This window comes from Micromonospora sp. NPDC023737 (assembly GCF_040639715.1).
Lineage (GTDB): Bacteria > Actinomycetota > Actinomycetes > Mycobacteriales > Micromonosporaceae > Micromonospora.
The window spans coordinates 774,955-791,011 of sequence record NZ_JBFAAL010000001.1 but is presented as its reverse complement, the minus strand read 5'-3'; the positions used below and the strand labels follow the sequence as shown (position 1 = coordinate 791,011).

The 16,057-nt window shown below is 73.0% G+C and carries 17 protein-coding genes; 9 read left to right on the top strand and 8 right to left on the bottom strand.

Annotated elements, in window-relative coordinates:
* Nucleotides 1-2: 2 nt before the first annotated feature.
* The 3 genes from AB0F98_RS03470 (at nt 3) to AB0F98_RS03460 (ending at nt 3,249) form a co-directional block, all read left to right on the top strand.
* Nucleotides 3-1,124, top strand: a complete 1,122-nt coding sequence (locus AB0F98_RS03470) for a cystathionine gamma-lyase (protein ID WP_357727940.1) — start codon at nt 3-5, stop codon at nt 1,122-1,124.
* A gap of 164 nt (nt 1,125-1,288) precedes the next feature.
* Nucleotides 1,289-2,077, top strand: coding sequence for a putative protein N(5)-glutamine methyltransferase (locus AB0F98_RS03465; protein ID WP_357727937.1), 789 nt, complete (start codon nt 1,289-1,291; stop codon nt 2,075-2,077).
* A gap of 122 nt (nt 2,078-2,199) precedes the next feature.
* Entirely contained in the window at nt 2,200-3,249 is a 1,050-nt protein-coding gene (locus AB0F98_RS03460; protein WP_357727933.1) for an ROK family protein, read from the top strand.
* A gap of 78 nt (nt 3,250-3,327) precedes the next feature.
* On the opposite strand, the gene AB0F98_RS03455 is transcribed toward AB0F98_RS03460, so the two are convergent.
* A complete protein-coding gene (locus AB0F98_RS03455) occupies nt 3,328-3,528 on the bottom strand; it encodes a DUF397 domain-containing protein (protein WP_357727930.1) in 201 nt (66 codons plus the stop codon).
* 5 nt (nt 3,529-3,533) lie between these two features.
* The gene (locus AB0F98_RS03450; RefSeq protein ID WP_357727927.1) at nt 3,534-4,379 is read right to left on the bottom strand and encodes a helix-turn-helix transcriptional regulator; all 846 of its coding nucleotides are present in this window, start codon (nt 4,377-4,379) and stop codon (nt 3,534-3,536) included.
* Between the two features lie 276 nt (nt 4,380-4,655).
* Here AB0F98_RS03450 and AB0F98_RS03445 point away from each other — a divergent pair, with 276 nt between their 5' ends.
* On the top strand, nt 4,656-4,874 hold the full coding sequence (locus AB0F98_RS03445; RefSeq protein ID WP_350787020.1) for a hypothetical protein: 219 nt from the start codon (nt 4,656-4,658) through the stop codon (nt 4,872-4,874).
* A gap of 87 nt (nt 4,875-4,961) precedes the next feature.
* Here the strand turns inward: AB0F98_RS03445 and AB0F98_RS03440 are convergent, their stop codons facing one another.
* Nucleotides 4,962-5,222 (bottom strand): hypothetical protein, encoded by a 261-nt coding sequence (locus AB0F98_RS03440; protein ID WP_357727923.1) that lies wholly within the window; start codon nt 5,220-5,222, stop codon nt 4,962-4,964.
* Nucleotides 5,223-5,347: 125 nt separating this feature from the next.
* On the opposite strand from AB0F98_RS03440, the gene AB0F98_RS03435 reads away from it, so the two are divergent.
* Nucleotides 5,348-6,454, top strand: a complete 1,107-nt coding sequence (locus AB0F98_RS03435) for a D-alanine--D-alanine ligase family protein (protein WP_357727920.1) — start codon at nt 5,348-5,350, stop codon at nt 6,452-6,454.
* 69 nt (nt 6,455-6,523) lie between these two features.
* Here the strand turns inward: AB0F98_RS03435 and AB0F98_RS03430 are convergent, their stop codons facing one another.
* Complete coding sequence (locus AB0F98_RS03430; protein WP_357729066.1) at nt 6,524-7,123, bottom strand: DUF3515 domain-containing protein; 600 nt, start codon at nt 7,121-7,123, stop codon at nt 6,524-6,526.
* A 45-nt stretch (nt 7,124-7,168) separates the two neighbouring features.
* Nucleotides 7,169-7,402 carry an Lrp/AsnC ligand binding domain-containing protein gene (locus AB0F98_RS03425; protein WP_076470483.1) on the bottom strand — a complete coding sequence of 78 codons (234 nt, stop codon included), beginning with the start codon at nt 7,400-7,402 and terminating at the stop codon, nt 7,169-7,171.
* A gap of 146 nt (nt 7,403-7,548) precedes the next feature.
* Between AB0F98_RS03425 and AB0F98_RS03420 the strand changes: the two genes are divergently transcribed.
* Together AB0F98_RS03420 and AB0F98_RS03415 are read left to right on the top strand one after the other, a co-directional pair.
* A complete protein-coding gene (locus tag AB0F98_RS03420) occupies nt 7,549-8,487 on the top strand; it encodes a thiamine-phosphate kinase (protein WP_357729063.1) in 939 nt (312 codons plus the stop codon).
* 18 nt (nt 8,488-8,505) lie between these two features.
* Complete coding sequence (locus AB0F98_RS03415) at nt 8,506-8,973, top strand: GNAT family N-acetyltransferase (protein ID WP_357727917.1); 468 nt, start codon at nt 8,506-8,508, stop codon at nt 8,971-8,973.
* Nucleotides 8,974-9,046: 73 nt separating this feature from the next.
* Here the strand turns inward: AB0F98_RS03415 and AB0F98_RS03410 are convergent, their stop codons facing one another.
* A complete protein-coding gene (locus AB0F98_RS03410) occupies nt 9,047-10,300 on the bottom strand; it encodes an ATP-grasp domain-containing protein (protein ID WP_357727914.1) in 1,254 nt (417 codons plus the stop codon).
* A 184-nt stretch (nt 10,301-10,484) separates the two neighbouring features.
* Nucleotides 10,485-10,676 (bottom strand): 50S ribosomal protein L28, encoded by a 192-nt coding sequence (gene rpmB, locus AB0F98_RS03405; protein WP_013284551.1) that lies wholly within the window; start codon nt 10,674-10,676, stop codon nt 10,485-10,487.
* Between the two features lie 218 nt (nt 10,677-10,894).
* Here rpmB and AB0F98_RS03400 point away from each other — a divergent pair, with 218 nt between their 5' ends.
* Both AB0F98_RS03400 and recG read left to right on the top strand, forming a co-directional pair.
* Nucleotides 10,895-12,505: a DAK2 domain-containing protein gene (locus AB0F98_RS03400; protein ID WP_357727911.1), complete on the top strand. Its 1,611-nt coding sequence runs from the start codon at nt 10,895-10,897 to the stop codon at nt 12,503-12,505.
* A 36-nt stretch (nt 12,506-12,541) separates the two neighbouring features.
* Nucleotides 12,542-14,740 carry an ATP-dependent DNA helicase RecG gene (gene recG / locus AB0F98_RS03395; protein WP_357727908.1) on the top strand — a complete coding sequence of 733 codons (2,199 nt, stop codon included), beginning with the start codon at nt 12,542-12,544 and terminating at the stop codon, nt 14,738-14,740.
* A gap of 106 nt (nt 14,741-14,846) precedes the next feature.
* Here the strand turns inward: recG and AB0F98_RS03390 are convergent, their stop codons facing one another.
* Nucleotides 14,847-15,995 carry an LPXTG cell wall anchor domain-containing protein gene (locus AB0F98_RS03390; protein WP_357727905.1) on the bottom strand — a complete coding sequence of 383 codons (1,149 nt, stop codon included), beginning with the start codon at nt 15,993-15,995 and terminating at the stop codon, nt 14,847-14,849.
* Nucleotides 15,996-16,057: the final 62 nt, after the last annotated feature.

The following is a 16,057-nucleotide window of genomic DNA, read 5'->3' as shown; positions in this document are numbered from 1 at the left end:
GAATGAGCGAGCTGGGGGACGGCACCCGCTGCGTGCACGCGGGCCTGCCCGAGCCGGCGCCGGGGCAGCCCTTCCTGCCGGGCCCGGTCTTCGCCGCGCCGTACCACCTCGACCCGTGGCAGGGGCCGGCGGGCGCGGCGAACGGCTACGGCCGCCCCGACAACCCGACCCGGCGGCTGCTGGAGGCCGCGGTCGGGGAGTTGGAGGGCGGTGACTGCCGGGTCTTCGCCAGTGGGCAGGCGGCGATCACCGGTCTGCTGCTCACCGTGCTGCGTCCGGGTGACACGGTGCTGCTTCCCGCCGACGGGTACTTTCCGGTCCGGGCCTTCGCCACCGACACGCTGGAGCCGATGGGCGTGCGGGTGGTCTTCGTGCCGACGGTCGGGCCGTACCCACCGCTGGAGGGGGTCCGGCTCGTGCTGGTGGAGACTCCCGCGAACCCGGGGCTGGACGTGGTCGACGTGGCCGCGCTGGCCGACCTGGCACACGCGGCGGGCGCGCTGCTCGCGGTGGACAACACCACCGCCACCCCGCTCGGGCAGCGACCGTTGGACCTCGGCGCGGACCTGGTGGTCGCCTCGGGCACCAAGGCGCTCACCGGCCACTCCGACCTGCTGCTCGGCTACGTGGCCAGCCGGTCGACGGAGCTGATCGAGGCGGTCACGCTCTGGCGCAACGCCACCGGGGCGGTTCCGGGCGCGTTCGACGCGTGGCTGGCGCATCGCTCGCTGGCGACGATGGACCTGCGGTTGGGCCGGCAGTCGGCCAACGCTGAGGCGGTCGCCGCGTTGCTCGCCGGCCGCGCGGACGTGACCGGCCTGCGCTGGCCGGGCCGGCCGGAAGATCCGGCGTACCCGGTGGCGTCGGCGCAGATGCGCCGGATGCCGGGGGTGCTCTCCTTCGACCTCGGCGACGCCGACCGGGTCGCCCGGTTCATCGACGCCGCCCGGCTGGTCGTCGCGGCCACCTCCTTCGGCGGCCTGCACACCACGGCGGACCGGCGGGCCCAGTGGGGGGACGACACCTCCGCGGGCTTCGTCCGCCTCTCCTGCGGCGTGGAGGACACCGCCGATCTGGTGGCCGACATCGCCGCCGCGCTGGACGCCGCGGGCCCGACCAACTGATCGCCGCCGCGGTTGGTTATCGTTCCGGGTGGCCCGGTGCCGGGCCCCCGACCTGAGGAGGTGAGTCCGATCCGACCGACAGCAGGACCGGCGCTCCCCTCCGAGTCCAGGCCGCGCCGATAGCGGCCACCGGGGGCGCCGACGAGCATCCCCGGAGGTTTGCCATGACCGTGCCGTCCCACCTCGATCGTTCCGCCCTGGTGCGGCAGCTACGTGCCGCCGGTTGCGTCTTCGCCGAGGACGAGGCGGAGCTGCTGCTCGACGCCGCCGAGTCCCCAGTGGCGTTGGCCGGCCTCGTCGAACGCCGGATCGCCGGTGAACCGTTGGAGTACCTGCTCGGCTGGGCCGAGTTCTGCGGGCTGCGGATCGCCGTCGACCCGGGCGTGTTCGTGCCCCGCCGGCGTACCGCTCTGTTGGTGGAGGTCGCGGCGGAGCTCGCCGGCCCGTCCCCGGCCGTGGCCGACCTGTGTTGTGGCTCGGGCGCGACCACGCTGGCTCTGGCGCGGCGGCTCGAACCACGCTGGCTGGCCGCCGTCGACATAGACCCGGCGTCGGTGGCCTGCGCCCGACGCAACCTCGCGGGCCTGGCCGTCCCGGTGTTCGCGGGCGACCTGTTCGCACCGCTGCCGCAGCAGTGGCGGGGCCGGTTGGACCTGGTCGTCGCCAACGCCCCGTACGTGCCGACGGCGGCGGTGGCGCTGATGCCACAGGAAGCGCGTCTGCACGAGGTGCCGGTGGCGCTCGATGGTGGCCCGGACGGGCTGTCCGTGTTGCGCCGGGTGGCCGCCGGTGCGGCCCACTGGCTCGCGCCCGGTGGACACCTGGTCGTGGAGGCGTCCGAGAGGCAGGCCGACGCGCTGAGCGCGGCGTTCACCGCGGCCGGCCTGGTGCCTCGGGTACGGCACGACGAGGAACGGGACGCCACGGCGGTCACCGGTCGCCGCCCGGCCTGAGCCCGCACTCGTTCGGGTCGGGTGTTCCGGTCACCCGATCCGACCACGGGGCCGGCCGGAGCCTGGTGGGCCGATGGAGATCGAACTAGCCTCTGATCAGGTTCGTGGGGGGAGGGGTGGGCGTGGGCAGCGCAGGGGTGCCGGTGGTGGTCGGGCTGGACAACGGCGGGAGCAGCAACAACGCCACAGTCCTGACGGTGGACGGTCGGTTCCTGGTGGACGAGCTGGTGGAGATCCCGAGCGAGGTGCACGCCGGGCCGGAGGCGGCGATCGAGGCGCTGGCCCGCGCGCTGGACGGCGTCCTGGCCCACACGGGTGTGCCGCGTGAGCTGGTACGCGCGGTGGGACTGGACACCCCCGGCCCGGCCAGCGCCACCGGAGTGATCTCCTCACGTGGTTCGACCAACTTCTCCGAACCCGCCTGGCGGGGCTTCGACGTGCGCGGTGCGCTCGAGCGGAGACTCGATCTGCCGGTGACCTATCACAACGACGGCAACGCGGCCGCGCTCTACGCCCACCATGTCCATTTCGGAGCCGACGCGATGGTCCGGTCGTCGGTCTCCGCGATCGTCGGCACCGGTCTCGGTGGTGGGGTGGTGGAGAACGGCCGGGTGATCTCCGGGGCGGCCGGGATGGCGGGCGAACTAGGTCACGTGCACATCCCGCTCACCGGACTGCTCGCCCCGGACCAGCCCGTGCCGGCCTGTGCCTGCGGGTTCGGCGGAGACGTGGAGAGCGTCGCCTCGCTGACGGCCATCGAGCGCAACCTGTTGCCGTACTGGCTGGGCCGGTATCCGGACCATCCGCTGGCCGCCGAGCCGCTGGGCCGGGCGGCACGTCTGGTGCGCGGCTACGGCGAGCGGGGCGACGAACTGGCCCGTGCCATCTTCACTCAGCAGGCGGCAGCCATCGGCCGGCTGTTCACCATCGCCGCGAACTTCACCGATCCGCACGCGTACTTCGTCGGTGGCGGCGTGGTGGAGGCGGCGCCGGAATTCCGCGACTGGTTCCTGGCGACCGTTCGCGAGCACACCACGCTGCGCGAGGAGCAGGCCGCGGTCGCCACCTTCGCCCTGGTACCGGACCGGGACATGGCCGGCGCGCGCGGCGTGGCCATCGCCGCGTTGGAGGCGCTGCGCGGCGGTCCGGCGCCCCGGCCGGTGATGACCTGAGCGCGGGCCGGTCGGCCACCGCCCACCGGCGGCCGGCCGGGTCCGCGCGTCCGGCCAGCGGTGGCCGGACGCCGGAGGTCAGGGCTGCGGCGGTGCCTGGGCGAACGCGGCCCAGGCCGCCGGTGTGAAGAGGAGCGCCGGGCCGTGCGGATCCTTGGAGTCGCGTACGGCAACCAGGTCGGGGATCAGGGCCACCTCCACGCAGGCGCCTTGGTCGCCGCTGCGGCTGCTCTTGCGCCAGGCGGCCGCGGCCAGGGCCGCGCTGATCGTCGGTGTCATCCGTCCTACCGTCCCTTCAGGAGGTCGAGAAGTTTGTCGCGGCTGTCGGCGGGGCTGAGCGCGACGGTCCGCAGGTGCTCCATGATCTTGGTGCAGGTGCGCAGGTCACCGGGACCGTCGAGGATCATCTGACCGGCCACCGTCTCCACGGAGGCGATGATCGGGTCCTCCGGGTCGGCGAACTCCAGGATGTGCAGCGACCCACGGGTGCCCCGGTGGTAGCCGGCGGCGATCGGGATCACCTGGACGGTGATGTTCGGCAGCTCGGCCATCTTCACCAGGTGCCGGAGCTGGCCTTCCATCGCCGGTCGGTCGCCGACCGGTCGCAGCAGCGCGCCTTCGTCGATGATGGCGTCGAGGATGGGCGGGGCGTCACCGGTGAGTCGTTGCTGACGGTCGAGGCGCAGCTTGACCCGCTGCTCCACCTGGTCGTCGCTGAGGGTGTGGGGGCCGCCCCGCATGACGCCGCGGATGTAGTCGGCGGTCTGGAGCAGGCCGGGCACCACCGAGGGCTCGAAGTTGGCGATGCCGGTCGCCTCGGCCTCCAGGGCGATGAAGTCGATGGTGCGGCGATCCAGGAGGTACGAGTAGGACACCCACCAACCGGGCTTCCGGGCGTCCTTGGCGAGCTGCACCGCCGCGGCGATCTCCTCCGCGGCGACGCCGTAGAGGGTGAGCAGGGCGCGTACGGTCGCGGGTTTGACCGGTGACTGGGCGTTCTCGTAGCGCGAGAGGGTGCTACGGGTGCTGCTGATTTCGTCGGCCGCCGCTTCCAGGGTCAGGCCGGCTGCCTCCCGGTGGGTGCGCAGGGCGAGCCCGAGACGGCGGGCGCGGGCGGTCTTCGGAGCCATACATCGATGGTTGCACATTTTTCTGGGAATCGGTACATGAGAGAACGCCAGTGAGAGTTGCATTCACGCCTGCACACCTGTCAATCTGTTACAGCGTCCTCACCGCCGGTTGTCGTGGCGACGGTGGTGGTGAGCGACCGGAGGGGATGGGGCGCGCGGCGGTCGGGTTTCTCCCCCGTACCCGATCGCCGCGTGCCGCGCCGTTCCCACCTGGCGGAAGGGAGTGAGCGTGCGTACCGGTCCGCGAGTCCACCCCGGCCCCCCCGGGAGCCGGCGATGACCCGCTTCCTGGTGGTGCTCACCGACGTGCGCCCGTTCGAAGGGAACGGCCGCAACGAGCGGACCTCTCCGGAACGGCGCCGCCAGGTTGTCGGTGCCAGCAACCGCGAGGCGGCCGAGCGGATCGCCGGCGCCTTCATGGCGCTGGGCATGGTCCGAGCCGGCCGGCAGCGGGTGAAGGTGATCGCCGTCGGACGGCGACATTCCCGTGACTGACCACATCGGAGCCACCGCGGCCGGCGCCGAAGGGCCGGGTCGACGGAGGAACCTCCCCGAGGGCCCGGTCGAAGCCCCGCTGCTCGATCATGCGTACCTCGCCGGTGCGGACCGATCCGCCATCGCGTGCTCGGCCGCGGTCTCGCGGAGGTGCGCCAGGTCCGCCCCCGAGTAGTCCTCGGTCGCCGACACGATCCGGCGTAGACCGATGCGCGCGATCGGCCGCTGCATCGACGCCTGAGCATCCTCGTCGCCCGGGTCGCGGGCCACGCAGCCTAGTGGGGGGCGCCGGGCGTACCCGCGCACCGTGGCGGTGCGCGGATGCATGCACTCTGGGCTGCTACTCACCGTAAACACCTGCTGACCGAATTCGGAGGTCGCCGCGTCTCGGCTGGTATCGCCCGCAGCCTCCACCACGCACAGTAAGGTCACCGGTGAGGGACCAGCGCCCGTCGACCCGAGAGGTGACCGGAGTGAGCACCCCTGGCAAGACCCGCGTGGCCGTCGTCTTCGGCGGTCGCAGCCCGGAGCACGGCATCTCCTGCGTCAGCGCCGGAGGCGTGATCGGCGCCCTCGACCCGGACGAGTACGAGGTGGTGCCGGTGGGCATCACACGGGCCGGGCAGTGGGTGCTCACCGACGGCGAGCCGGAGCAACTCGTCATCCGGGCCCGGCAGCTGCCGGAGATCACCGCGGACTCCGGCGTGGACCTGGTGCTTCGCGCCGACCCCACCGGGCGCGGGCTGATGGTCCTCGACCAGATCGAGGGTCCCCGCGCGCTCGCCGACGTGGACGTGGTCTTCCCCGTCCTGCATGGCGCGTACGGCGAGGACGGCACCATCCAGGGCATGTTGGAGATGGCGGGCATCCCGTACGTCGGGGCGAACGTGTTCGCCTCGGCCGCCGCCATGGACAAGGAGTTCACCAAGAAGCTCTGCGCCGCCGAGGGCATCCCGATCGGCCCGTACGCGGTGCTGCGCAACGGGATGACGTTGAGCGACGCCGACAGGGAACGGCTGGGCCTGCCGGTCTTCGTCAAGCCGTCCCGGGCCGGGTCGTCTGTCGGCGTGAGCAAGGTGAACGACTGGTCCGACCTGGACGCGGCGGTCGCCCTCGCCCGGCAGACCGACCCGAAGGTGCTCGTGGAGAGCGCCATCGTCGGCCGCGAGGTCGAGTGCGGCGTGCTGGAGGGGGAGGCCGGCGGTAGCCCCGAGGCGTCGGTGATCGCCGAGGTCCGGTTGGTCGCCGACCACGAGTTCTACGACTTCCAGGCGAAGTACATCGACTCGGCGACGTCCTGCGAGTACGACGTCCCGGCCAACCTGCCCGAGCGGGTCACCCGGGAGATCCAGGACTACGCGGTACGTTCCTTCACCGCGCTCGACTGCGCCGGCCTGGCCCGGGCCGACTTCTTCGTCACCCCCGAACTGGACGTCTACCTCAACGAGGTCAACACGATGCCGGGCTTCACGCCGTCGTCGATGTTTCCGAAGATGTGGGCGATGTCGGGGCTGGAATATCCGAAACTGGTCGACCGCCTGGTCCGTACCGCCCTCGCCCGTGGCGTCGGCCTGCGCTGACGCCCGAGCAACCGCCGCAGGTGCCGGGCGACCAGGACCGGGCGGGCGGGCCCGCCCGGTGGGGCGAGGTCAGCCGCGGCAGCCGGCGGGAATGTCGCCGCCGGACGGAACCGCGGCCACGATCGTGTCCGAGATCTGCGGCACCCACTGCAACGCCGCCCCGTACTCGCGCGGTACCCGCACCGTCACCGCGGTCTCCCGGTCGACGGTGGTGAGCACGGTGGCGTCCGGCTGTTCGTCGGCGTACCAGCAGACCTTGTTGACCGAGTAGACGTCGGACGTGGGCGGGAGCGAGGGCTCGGTGCCGCCGCAGGCGAGGGTGACCGCCGGGTCCCCGTAGGCGGCGTTCTGCTCGGGACCGGCGGTCACCGGACGCTGGTGCAGATCGCGGACGGTCGGTGGCAGCTGGGAGAGCAGCGCACGGCACAGGACGGCCGGCCGGTTGGCGAGCGCCGGAGCGGCCATCTCGACCGGCGCGGTCGACTGCGGCCGGGCAGCGGTGGCCGACGGGCTAGGCTCGGGCGCCGGCGAGTCCGGCGCGAGCTGGATGAAGGCGAGCACGCCCACCAGCAGCGTGATCGGCAGCGCGACCAACGTCGCGATCAGGGCCGCGCGCCGGTTCGTGCCCTCCTGGCCACGCCGGGCACCCGTAGGCGCCTCGTCCGACAGCTCGTCGGTCCGGTCGTCGGTGGGGGATTCAGTGATCTTGTCCACTTAAAGACGCACCACGGAGCAGGTGAGGGTGCGGGTGATGCCGGGCACCATCTGCACGTTGCTGACGATGAGTTTGCCGAGCTCGTCAACGGTGTTCGCCTCGGTGAGGACGACCACGTCGTACGGGCCGGTGACAGCGTCGACGCGTACCACGCCGGCGAGGTCGGCAATCCGGCCGGCCACGTCACGCGCGCGGCCGACCTCCGTCTGAATGAGGATGTACGCCTGTACCACGACTCGACCTCCCTCCGTCGCCGCGTCGAGCGGCCCGAAGGGTGAAACTACCCTACGGTGCAGGTCCGATCCCTATCGGTGGTCGAGGAGATGCGTTGAGCGAGCACGGCGGGGCCGGGCAGCAGGAGCGGAACGAGGGTGACCGAGTGAGCGTCGCAGCGGTCGGTGAGTTCGGGTTGATCGAGCGGGTGACCGCCCGCCTGTCGCACGGGCCGGCCACCCTGTTGGGGCCCGGTGACGACGCGGCGGTGATCGCCGCCCCGGACGGCCGGGTCGCCGCGTCGACCGACGTGCTGGTCGAGGGGCGGCACTTCCGGCGGGACTGGGGCAGCGCCCGGGACATCGGGCATCGGGCGGCGGCGGCGAACCTGGCCGACATCGCGGCCATGGGTGCGACCCCGACCGCACTGCTGGTCGCGCTCTGCATGCCGGCGGAGCTCGAACTGAGCTGGGCGGAGGAACTGGCCGACGGGCTGGCGGCCGAGGCGGCCACGGTCGGCGCGAGCGTGGTGGGCGGCGACATGTCGGCCAGCCCCACGCTGACCATCGCCGTGACCGCGCTGGGCGACCTCGACGGACGAGCGCCGGTGGTGCGCTCCGGCGCACGTCCCGGCGACGTCGTCGCCCTCGCCGGTCGGACCGGTTACGCGGCGGCCGGGCTGACCGTGCTCTCCCGCGGGTTCCGTACGCCCCGGCTGCTCGTCGAGGCGTACCGCCGGCCGGAGGTGCCCTACCCGGCGGGGCCGCAAGCCGCCCAACTCGGGGCCACCGCCATGATCGACGTTTCGGACGGGCTCCTGGCCGACCTGGGACACGTGGCGAAGGCCAGCGGGGTCGCTGTCGACGTGCGGCGGGACGCGTTCGAGGTGCCCCCGCAGATGCGCGACGCGGCGCAGGCGCTGGGCGCCGACCCGTACGCCTGGCTCCTCAGCGGCGGCGAGGACCACGCGCTGGCCGCGACCTTCCCGCCGGACGTGGCCCTGCCCGCGCCGTGGCGGCCGATCGGCGAGGTGACCGCGGGTTCCGGGGTGACGGTCGACGGGAGCCCGTACACAGGATCGCCTGGCTGGGACCACTTCCGATGAGGGTCGTACCCTTTGCCGGTGAGTGAGATCGATATCCGCGTCGTGCCGTTCGACTCGGCGGTGGCGCAGAAGCTCATCCGGGCCGCGCTGGCCGACCTGGGCGCGCGGTACGGCGGCAGCGGCGACGAGACGCCGGTGGACCCGGCCGAGTTCGTCCCGCCGGACGGCACGTTCCTCGTCGCCTACCTCGACGGTGAGCCCGTCGGCTGCGGCGGTTGGCGCGGCCACGGCGCGGAGGGCGACACGGCCGAGCTGAAGCGGATGTACACCGCCCCCGAGGCCAGGGGGCGCGGCGTGGCCCGGACGGTGCTGGCGGCGATCGAGCGTTCGGCCCTCGCCCACGGGCGCAAGCGGATGATCCTGGAGTGCGGCGACCAGCAGCCCGAGGCGGTCGCCATGTACGCCTCGGCCGGCTACGAGCGCATCCCGAACTTCGGCTACTACAAGGACTCGCCGGGCTGCATCTCGTTCGGCCGTACCCTCTGACACCGCTCCGTCCGGCACCGCCGGACCGCCGCCTGGACCTCGGCTCGCTCGGGCGAGCCTGATGAAACAGGCCTCAAGCGGTGACGATCTGGATCTGCTCGGCAGCCTTGCCGGCCGCCGCGGTGGCCTCGGTCGGGTCGGCACCCCAGGCCGTCACGTGCCCACTGCGGGCCAGCGAGTGCGTCACCTCGGCGACCGCCGAGCCGATCGCGACATCGAACTGCACGTGCAGCACTCCGGCGACCCGGCGGGCCGCCCGGACGCCCTCGATGGCGGTGACGGTGCCGGGCGGGGCGACCAGGAACTCCGTCGCCGCCGCGCCGGTCGTCCTGGTGGGTAGGGTGGGCCGCTCGCCGCGCAGCGTCCGCAGGTAAGCCTCGACGAACCCGCACTCGTACGCGATCGAGATCAGCGCGGTGATCATGTCGCCGGGGAGCCGCGCGGCACACTCGATCAGGGTCGGGACGCCGTCAGCCATGATCCATTCGCTGTGCAGCACGCCGGTGCCGAAGCCGGCGGCCCGGCCCAGCCGGGCGGCCGCGCCGAGCAGCGCCTGCTGGGCGTCGTCGGGCAGCAGGGACGGCACGGTGTGCCCCGCCTCCACCGGGCGTCGTCCGAGCATCACCCGCTTGTCGGTGACGTTGCCGAAGATGACCTCACCGTCGACGACCAGCAGTTCGACGCTGTGTTCCCGTCCGTCGAGCACCTGCTCGACGAGGACGGCGCTGGGCAGCCCGCGAGCGGCGACCTCCGGCGTGAGCATCGGATCGGCGGTCTCCGCCCAGGCGTCGGCGATCAGCTCCGGATCGGTGAGGATCTGCACGCCCAGGCTGCCCGAGCGGCGGGTGGGCTTCAGCACGCACCGGCCGCCGTGCCGGCGGGCGAACGCGGTCGCCGCGGCCGGGTCGTCGACCAGCTCGAACGCCGGGTTGGCGAGGCCGGCCTCGGCTGCCAGCAGCCGCATCCGGTGTTTGTCGGTGAAGATCTCGGCGGCAGCGGTCCCGGCGCCGGGTAGCCCGAGCGCCTCGGCCAGGCTGGCGCTCGCAGCCACCGACCACTCGAAACCGGGCATCACCAGCCGGGCGTTGGTGAGCCCGGGCTCGCGCGCGATCAGGGCGTCCGCGTCGAGGCCCGTCTGGTACTCGGCGGGGACGACCCGGGAGATGAAGGGCAGCTCCGTGGTGAGGCGACCGATGTCCCGGCGGCGGATCACGTCGGGTTCCTCGATGAGCACGACGCTTCCGGCGGGTAGATCGTCGGCGAGCCAGCGCAGCATTCCCTGCGAGGCCCCGACGATGATCATCTGCTCCCGGCCCAGGTCCTGCACGGCCTGCCCCTCCCCGTGAGCGCCGCACCGGACGATCCGGCGCTCAGCGCAGGGAGACCCTAACCGGACACACGGCGATGGTCTATGCCTCGTCGGCTACCTGTCAGACCTCGGATATACGACAAGGCCGGCGGACCTGAGTCCGCCGGCTGGTCGTGATCGGGTGTGGTCGGCTACCGCCGGATCAGGCGCGGGTGACCTTGCCGGCCTTGATGCACGAGGTGCAGACCTGCAGCTTCTTGGTGGTGCCGCCACCGGCCGGGGTACGCACCGACTGGATGTTCGGGTTCCAGCGGCGGTTGGTCCGCCGGTGCGAGTGGGACACGTTGTGGCCGAAGCCCGGCCCCTTGCCACAGACGTCGCACACGCTAGCCACGGGATACTCCTGAGATTGAAACGTTCATGAGGTCGCCGGCCGCAGGTGCTGCCCGGGCAACCTGGCCAGGTTACCCGATGACCTGCCGGTCTGCCCAACCGGGCCGGGGCGGCGAGCGCCGGTCAGCGTGCCGGAGCCGCCGAGCAGGATAGCGGGCGGCCGCGGGACACGCCGGGCGAGCCCGGCGGGTGTCCGCCGCCGCCAGTAGGCTTCTCGCCGTGCTGGACACCCTCGACGCCGCCGCGGTCCGCCGCTGGTGCGCGGACGGGTTGGCCGCGCTCAAGCGGCACCAGACCGAGATCGACCAGTTGAACGTCTACCCCGTGCCCGACGGCGACACCGGCACGAACATGGTGCTCACGCTGACCTCGGCCCAGCAGGCGCTCGCCATGGACCTGGACACGCTCCCCGACGGCGAGGCCACGCCGCACGGGCACGCGCTGCGGCTGATGGCCCGGGGTGCCCTGCTCGGCGCCCGGGGCAACTCCGGGGTGATCCTCTCGCAGATCCTGCGTGGTTTCGCCGACGCGGCCGGCGCGGTGCCGGCGGTACGTGGGCGGGCGCTGGCGTCCGCGCTGGGTGACGCGACCGCCGCCGCCTATCGGGCGGTGACCCGACCGGTGGAGGGCACCCTGCTCAGCGTGGTCGCCGCGGCGGCCGCCGCGGCGACGCAGGCGGACACCGACGACCTGTGCGCCGTGGCCGGGGCCGCGGCGCGGGAAGCCGCGGCGGCGCTGGCGCGCACCCCCGACCAACTGCCCGCGCTGGCCCGGGCCGGCGTCGTCGACGCGGGCGGCCGGGGAATGTGTCTGCTGCTGGACGCCCTGGTCGAGGTCGTGACCGGGGAGCGTCCGGCCCGGCCGGTGCCCGCACCGCGGGCGGTCGTCCCGCCCGCCACCGCCGTCCGGGAGGCCGGCTCCGACCGGTACGCGTACGAGGTGCAGTTCCTGCTCGACGCCGATCGGGCGGCGGTCGACCGGATGCGCGGTGTGCTCGACGCGTTGGGCGACTCCGTCGTGATCGTCGGGGACGGCGCCGCCGACGTCGGCACCTGGAACGTGCACGTGCACGTCAACGACGTCGGCGCGGCGATCGAGGCGGGTGTGGTCGCCGGCCGGCCGCACCGGATCTCGGTGACCCGCTTCGCGGACCAGACCGCGCCACCGCCCTCCGCCACGGACGGCCGGGCGGCCGTGGTGGTGGCGCCCGGCGCCGGGATCGCCGAACTCTTCCGCGGCGAGGGTGCCACGGTGGTTCCGGGGAACCCGTCCACCGGTGAGCTGCTGGACGCCATCCGGGCCACCGGTGCGGCGCGGGTGGTGGTGCTGCCCAACGACGGGAACACCGAAGCGGTGGCGAGCGCCGCCGCGAAGGAGGCGCACCGTCTGGGTGTCAAGGTCAGTGTGGTGCCCACCCGTTCCCCGGTGCAGGCGCTGGCCGCCCTGGCGGTCCGTGACCCGGGGCGACGCTTCGAGGACGACGTCATCGCCATGGCCGAGGCGGCGGGGGCCTGCCGCTACGCCGAGGTCTGCCACGCCAGTCGCGCGGCGCTCACCGTCGCCGGGCCGTGCGCGCCCGGCGACGTGCTGGCCCTGGTCGACGGGGAGGTGCACCTGATCGGCGCCGATCTCGTGGGCACCTGCGTCGCGGTGGTCGACCGGATGCTCGGCGGCGGCGGCGAGCTGGTCACCCTGATCTCCGGAGCCGACGCACCGGCCGGGCTCGTCGAAGCGGTCCGCGCGCACGTAGGGAGTCGCTGGCCGTTCGTGGAGGTGCACGCGTACCCGGGTGGGCAACCGCACTATCCGCTCCTGGTGGGGGTCGAATGAGCGAGCAGATCATCGGATTCGGCGCGGGTGAGCGTCATGAGTGAAGCGGCCGGGGTGGGCACGCCGTTGAAGAAGCTGGTCGGGGAGAAGACCGCCAAGGCCCTGGCGTCCCACCTCGACCTGCACACCGCCGGCGACCTGATCTACCACTTCCCGCGCCGCTACGACGAGCGCGGCGAGCACACCGACATCCGTTCCCTGGACGTCGGTGAGCAGGTGACGGTGCTGGCCCAGGTGCAGCGCACCGCGGTGCGGCCGATGCGCCAGCGCCGGGGCAACCTGCTCGAGGTGACGGTGGGCGACGGCTCCGGCGGTGTCCTCACCCTCACCTTCTTCGGCAACCAGGCCTGGCGCGAGCGCGAGCTGCGCCCCGGGCGGTGGGGGCTCTTCGCCGGCAAGGTCACCGAGTTCCGGGGCAAGCGGCAGCTCAACGGCCCGGAGTACGTCCTGCTCGGTGAGGGAGGCGAGGGCGAGGCGGCGGCCAACGAGGAGGTCGAGGAGTTCGCCGGTGCGCTGATCCCGGTCTACCCGGCGGCCGCGGCGGTGCCGACCTGGGTGATCGCCCGGTGCGTCCGGGTGGTCCTGGACACGTTCACCCCGCCGGAGGATCCGCTTCCGGCGGCGGTGCGGGGCAGCCGAAATCTGGTGGGCATCGGGTCCGCGCTGCGGGAGATCCACCGGCCCACCAGCAAGGAGGAGCTCTACCGCGCCCGGCGCCGGCTCAAGTGGGACGAGGCGTTCGCCGTGCAGCTGACGCTGGTGCAGCGCAAGCACCGGGCCGCCGACTGGCCGGCGAAGGCCCGGGAGCCGCGTGCGGGCGGGCTGCTGGACGCGTTCGACGCCCGGCTGCCGTACGAGCTGACCTCCGGGCAGCAGACCGTCGGTCGGGAGATCGCCGCGGACCTGGCCACCGCGCATCCGATGCACCGGCTGCTCCAGGGCGAGGTCGGCTCGGGCAAGACCGTGGTCGCGTTGCGCGCGATGCTCCAGGTCGTCGACGCCGGCGGGCAGGCGGCGCTGCTCGCGCCGACCGAGGTGCTGGCCGCCCAGCACTACCGGGGCATCCTCGACCTGCTCGGCCCGCTCGGTCGGGCCGGGGAGCTGGACGCCGCACCCGACGCGACCCGGGTGGAGCTGGTCACCGGCTCGCTCGGCGCGGCGGCCCGACGCCGGGCGCTCGCCGAGGTGGCGCAGGGACGCGCCGGCGTCGTGATCGGTACGCACGCCCTGCTCTACGAAGGAGTCGACTTCGCCGACCTGGGGCTGGTGGTGGTCGACGAGCAGCACCGCTTCGGGGTGGAGCAGCGGGACGCGTTGCGGGCCAAGGCCGACCAGCCGCCGCACGTGCTGGTCATGACGGCGACTCCGATCCCGCGCACCGTGGCGATGACGGTCTACGGCGACCTGGAGATCTCCACCCTCTCCCAGCTTCCGCAGGGGCGGTCGCCGATCGGCTCGCACGTGGTGCCGGCCGCCGAGAAGCCGGCCTTCCTCGACCGCGCCTGGCGTCGGCTGCGCGAGGAGGTCGCGGCCGGGCACCAGGCGTACGTGGTGTGCCCGCGGATCGGTGACGGGCCGGCCGCGGAGGAGGAGGCGCCCCGGGAGGACGACTCCGGGCGGCGTCCGCCGTTGGCGGTGACCGAGGTGGCGCCGCTGTTGGCCGAGGGGCCGCTGCACGGGCTGCGGATCGGCGTGCTGCACGGGCGCCTGCCCGCCGACGAGAAGGACGCGGTGATGCGGGCGTTCGCCGCCGGGGAGCTCGACGTGCTGGTCGCCACCACTGTGGTGGAGGTCGGGGTGAACGTGCCGAACGCCACCGTGATGATCGTGCTGGACGCCGACCGGTTCGGCGTGTCCCAGCTGCATCAGCTGCGAGGTCGGGTCGGGCGGGGTTCGGCGGCCGGGTTGTGCCTGCTGGTCACCGAGGCGCTGGAGGGCACTCCCGCCCGGGAACGGCTCGACGCGGTGGCCTCCACCACGGACGGCTTCAAGCTCGCCGAACTCGATCTGGAGCAGCGCCGTGAGGGCGACGTGCTGGGTGCGACCCAGTCCGGGCGTCGATCGCACCTACGCCTGCTGTCCCTGCTGCGCGACGCGGATCTGATCCGGGACGCGCGGGCCGAGGCGATCGCACTGGTCGAGGAGGATCCGGAGTTGACCGCGCATCCGGCGCTGGCTGCCTCGGTGGCCGCCCTGGTCGACGAGGAACGGGCGGAGTACCTGGAGAAGGGGTGACGCACCCCGACCGGGATGGCCCGGCGGGGGCGGCGAGGGCCGTGCACGTACGCCGAGGGCGCGCCGACCGGATGGTCGACGCGCCCTCGGTTCAGTTCACTGGTGCTCAGGCGGTGAAGCGCACCTTACGGCGACGCGCCACCAGGAACAGCACCACGCCGGCGGCCAGCAGCACGGCCGCACCGGCGATGATGGCGCTGGTGGCGGCACCGGTCAGCGGCAGCGTCGGCTCGTCCTCGCCGCCACCCTGGCCCGGAGCCGGAGTGTCGCACTCCTCGGGCTTCTCCCAGGCGATCGGCTCGGTCTCGTCGAGGCCGTCGCCGGTCGGGGTGACGGTCAGACCCTCCTCGGCCTTGAAGGCGACGGTGCCGGTCTTGCCCGGCTCGACGGTCAGCGTCTTGGCCTCACCCTTGTTCGGGGTGAAGGTGAGGGTGACCGTCTCGCCGTCGGTCGGGTTCGAGATCTCGAAGAGCAGCTCGTCGCAGGTCGACAGGTAGCCGCCCGACGGCTCGCCGGGCTTGACGCAGTCCTCGGCCGCGGCGGGCTTGTCGTCGAAGAGCGGCTCCTCCTGGCCCTCCTCGGTGACGGTGATCTTGCCGGCGTTCTCGGCCGGGACCTTGACGGTCTTGTTCTTGCCCGGCTCGACGGTCGCCTTCTCGCTGAAGCCGTCGGTGCCGGTGACGGTGAACGAGGCCGGCTTGGTCGCCTCCTCGCCGTTCTCCAGCTTGACCGCGACGTCGCCCGTGCAGTCGGCGGTCACCGTGGTCTTGGGGCTGGCGGTGGACGGCGGCGGGGTGACGACCTTGTCGCAGCTCTCGCTGAACTTGATCGAGGTGCTCTTCGCCTCGTTTTCCGTGAACCCGTTGTCCCACTTGGCGCGGACGGTCAGCGACGCCTCGGTGACGTCGTTCGCCAGCCGGGCCTGACCCACCACGGGCTCGCCCACCGCGTACGGGTACTCCGTGCCCTCCATGGCGCTGGCCTGGATGCCGTCGATGGTGAACTGGTCGACCTGCTCGCCGATCTTGCTCACGGCGTCGGCCTGGATCAGCTTGTAGTTCCGTACACCCTCGGGGGCGACCGTCCCGACCGTCCAGGTCGTGACCCACTCACCCGTGGCGCTGTCGCACTCGGCGGTGACCTTGAGCTCGCTGTGGTGGGCGCTGGCCGGGGCGGCGAACGTGGCGACGCCGCCAAGGCCGAGCAGCGCGCCGGCGGCTACCGCCACGGCGCGTCGGAAGCTCAGACGATTCACGTCTACTCCATGACTGGGGGATTGGAGGTAGGAGATCGTGTCGGGCGGGGCGGAGTGGTCAC

Coding starts and splice junctions, on each gene's coding strand:
- recG (WP_357727908.1), top strand. CDS start 12,542: ATGAGTGAAGCGGCCGGGGTGGGCACGCCGTTGAAGAAGCTGGTCGGG.
- AB0F98_RS03470 (WP_357727940.1), top strand. CDS start 3: ATGAGCGAGCTGGGGGACGGCACCCGCTGCGTGCACGCGGGCCTGCCC.
- AB0F98_RS03445 (WP_350787020.1), top strand. CDS start 4,656: ATGACCCGCTTCCTGGTGGTGCTCACCGACGTGCGCCCGTTCGAAGGG.
- AB0F98_RS03465 (WP_357727937.1), top strand. CDS start 1,289: ATGACCGTGCCGTCCCACCTCGATCGTTCCGCCCTGGTGCGGCAGCTA.
- AB0F98_RS03450 (WP_357727927.1), bottom strand. CDS start 4,379: ATGGCTCCGAAGACCGCCCGCGCCCGCCGTCTCGGGCTCGCCCTGCGC.
- AB0F98_RS03455 (WP_357727930.1), bottom strand. CDS start 3,528: ATGACACCGACGATCAGCGCGGCCCTGGCCGCGGCCGCCTGGCGCAAG.